This window comes from Streptomyces sp. NPDC006012 (genome assembly GCF_042871185.1).
Lineage (GTDB): Bacteria > Actinomycetota > Actinomycetes > Streptomycetales > Streptomycetaceae > Streptomyces.
The window spans coordinates 1-3,861 of record NZ_JBIAIE010000065.1 but is presented as its reverse complement, the minus strand read 5'-3'; the positions used below and the strand labels follow the sequence as shown (position 1 = coordinate 3,861).

Here is a 3,861-nt window from a genome sequence, read left to right as displayed (position 1 = left end):
CACCACGAGATCCAGCCCACGCTCGGCACACACACCGACCAGAACATCCGGACCGACACCGAGGGCCCGCAGCCGGTGGGCGACCCGGTTGGCACCGGCATTCAGCTCCGCATACGTCAGCGAACGACCCTCGTGGACGACGGCCACGGCGTCGGGTGCGGCGAGTGCGCGGGCGGCGAACCGCTCGTGCAGGCAGGCTTCCTGGGCGTCCGGGGCGGTGTCCGGGGGGCTGTCGACCCCGTGCACCAGCAGTTCGCGCTCATCGGCCGGCAGAATGTCGAGGTCGGTCAGCGGGGTCCCAGGAGCATCGGCCAGTGCGGTGGTCAGCTGTTCCAGGGCGGTGGCCAGCAGGGAGCACACCTGCTCCGGGTCGACGGCGGCGGCGGTGCGCGCGTCCTGGACGACCTGTGCGGTGAGGCCGAAACCCCGCCCCCGGTCGTCGACGGCCATCATCACCGGGTAGTTGGTCCGTTCCTCGCCGTCGAGCACCCGCACGCCCTGCCAGGTGTCGCCGTCCGACTCGACGGTGGGCTCGGTGCTGTGCCGGTAGTTGAGCAGGCTGGTGAACAGCGGCGCCGGGGCCGGCACCGCGCTGCGCCGCTGGGCCAGGGACAGGGGGGCGTGTTCGTGCCGGAGCAGCTCGGTCAGGAGATGGTGGGTGTCCCGGAGACCCGCTTCGGCCTCGGTCCCGTCCAGTCGGACCCGGACCGGGAGCGTGTTGACGAACAGACCCAGACCGCGTTCGGCCCCGGAGCCGCCGTGCATCCGCCCGAACAGCACGGTGCCGAACACCACGTCGTCCCGGCCCGTCACCCGCGCCAGAACCTGACCCCAGGCCAGGTGGAACACGCTCGCGGTGGTCACGCCCAGCCGTCGGGCCTGCGTACGGATCCGTCCTGCCAGGTCGTCGTCGAGGATCCGGGTGGTCTCGGCGATACCGCGGCCGTCGGCGTGCACGTCCGTCAGGCCGTACGGCGCGGTGGTCTCGTCGACGTCGCCCAGCAGACCGGTGAAGAACTCCTCGTGTTCCCGGACCGGGACGCCGAGCAGTGCCTGGGCCACGACCTCGCGGTACGGGACGGGCGGGGCCAGCGTCCCGGTCCGGCCGGCGAGGTGGGCCTGGACCTCGTCGCGCAGCAGGTCGAGGGTGCTGTGGTCGCCGGCCATGTGGTGCAGCAGGACCTGCATCAGCCAGCGGTCCTCGTCCGGGTCGGGGGCCACGACGACCCGCATCATCGGCGCCAGCGTGAGGTCGAGGCGGAACCGCCGAGGGTCGAACCTGGCCTTCAGCCGCTCGATGACGCTCGTACGGCCTTCGGTGTCAGTGGTGTCGGTGCCGGTACCTATGTCGTCGGCGTCGGCGTCGAGGTGTATCTCTTCCACCGGCAGGGTGGCGTGCCGCCACACGACCTGGACCGGGGCCGGGAGACCGTCGTGGACGACGGAGGTCCGCAGTACGTCATGACGGTCGACGACGGTCCGCAGCGCGTCGACGAACCGGTCCAGGAGGTCGCGGGAGTCGAACGCCATCAGGCTGGACAGCAGGTAGGCGTCGGCGTCGTCGTTGAGCAGGTGGTGGAAGAACATGCCCTCCTGCAACGGGCCCAGCGGATAGATGTCCTGGACGTTGCCGGCACCGCCCGGGACGGTCGCGACCACGCGGTCGATCTGCTCCTGGGTGAGCGAAACGAGCGGCAGCATCGCGGGGGTGATGGCCGTCGTACCGGGCTCGATCAGGTTGGCGGGCACGACGACCGGCGCCAGGTCGGGGCCGGTGCCGATCGTCCTGGCCAGCGCGGCGACGGTGGCATGGGTGAACAGCGACCGTACATCGGTGACGAGGCCGTGTTCCCGCATCCGCTCGACCAGCGAGACCGCCAGCAGCGAGTGCCCGCCCAGCTCGAAGAAGTTGTCGTGTCGGCCCACCCGGTCCACGCCCAGGACCTGGGACCAGATTCCGGCCAGCCGGGTCTCGGTGTCCCCGACCGGGGCCTCGAACTCGTTCGCGGACCGGGCGTCGCCGTCGGGGGCGGGCAGGGCGTGCCGGTCGAGTTTGCCGTTGGCGGTGAGCGGGAACGACGCGACGGCCATGAAGGCCGAGGGGACCATGTAGTCCGGAAGCGTCGCGGACAGCAGGCGGCGCAGCCCCGCCGCGGTGAGATCTGCTGCCTGGGCGGGGGCCTCGACCGGGATCTGGGCGTCATGGTCCTCGGCGGCCCGGCCCGCCGGGGTCTCGGCGGAAGGGTCCGTCGGCCGGTAGTAGGCGACGAGGCGCTGGTCGCCGGGGACGTCCTCGCGGGCCAGGACGACGGCCTCACGGATTCCAGGGTGTTCGAGCAGCCGGGCCTCGATCTCGCCCAGTTCGATGCGGAAGCCCCGGACCTTCACCTGGAAGTCGTTGCGGCCCAGGTATTCGATGGACCCGTCGGGCAGCCACCGGCCGAGGTCACCGGTCCGGTACAGCCTCGCGTCCGGAGCGTCGGCGAACGTATCCGGCACGAACCGCTGGGAGGTGAGTTCCGGCCGGTTCAGGTAGCCGCGGGCGACTCCGGCCCCGCCCACGAACAGTTCTCCGGGCACGCCCAGCGGGGCCGGGCGGCCGGCCGGGTCGAGGATGTAGGTGGTCAGGTCCGGGATCCGGCGTCCAATGGGGCTGCGCCCGGGACGGTCGGCGTCCGCCGATGTCAGGGGGTGGTGCGTGACGTGCACGGTGGTCTCGGTGATCCCGTACATGTTGACGAGGACCGTGGCCCCGTTGTCCGGGTGGGCGTACCAGGGCCGGAGCATGGACGGGTCGAGGGCCTCACCGCCGAAGACGACGTAGCGCAACTGGTGCGGGCGGCCGGTCCGCTGCTGGGCGGCGACCAGCCGGCGGAAGGCACCGGGGGTCTGGTTGAGGACGGTCACCCGCTCACGGACGACCAGGTCGAAAAAGTCCTCGGGAGAACGCACGACGTCGGCGGGCACGACCACCAGCCGGCCCCCGTGCAGCAGCGCACCCCACAACTCCCACACCGAGAAGTCGAACGCATACGAATGCGCCAGGGTCCAGACATCGTCGGCGCCGAAGCCGAACCACGCATCCGTCGCCGAGAACAACCGGGACACGTTCCGGTGCTCGACCATCACACCCTTCGGCACACCCGTCGAACCCGACGTATAGATCACATACGCCAGATGGTCGGGACGCAGTCCCACGCCCTCGGGGTTGTGGTCGGCGCCGTCGTCCAGGCGGGACACGTCCAGCACCGGAAGGTCGATTCCGTGGTCGGTCAGGAGGGCGTCGATCAGTGCGGCCGGTTCATGGCCGGCGACCAGGACCGTGGCCGGGGTGCTGTCGGTGAGGATCCGTGCCAGCCGCTCGCGGGGGTTGGCCGGGTCGAGCGGCACGTACGCTCCGCCCGCTTTGAGGACGCCGATCAGGGCGGCGATCAGCTCCGGACCGCGTTCGGCGCAGAGTCCGACCAGGACGTCGGGGCCTACACCGTTGTCGCGCAGCCGGTGGGCGATCCGGTTGGCACGGGTGTTGAGGTCGGCGTAGGTCCAGGTGGTGTGACCGTGTACCAGGGCCACGGCGTCCGGGGTCGCGTCGACGCGCGCCTCGAACAGCTCGGCCAGTGTGGAGGTCGGGGCGGGATGTGCGTCGACCGCGTTGAACTCGTCGACGAGCAGGGCGCGTTCGGCGGCGGGCAGGACGTCGATGGCCGCGACGGTGGTCGGAGCCGCAGTCCCGGTCGCGGCCTCGGTCCCGGTCTCCCGGAGCAGTGCGTCGGTCAGCGACTCCAGGGCGGTCTCGATCATCGCGCAGACACGGGCCGGGTCGATCGCGGCGGACTCACGGACGATCTGCGCGGTCACGGT

Annotated in this window: 1 protein-coding gene; it reads right to left on the bottom strand. The window is 71.3% G+C overall.

What is annotated here, in order from left to right; all coding sequences use genetic code 11:
- On the bottom strand, positions 1 to 3,861 hold a 3,861-nt coding region (locus ACFYPJ_RS39020), incomplete at both ends, for an amino acid adenylation domain-containing protein (RefSeq protein ID WP_389026878.1).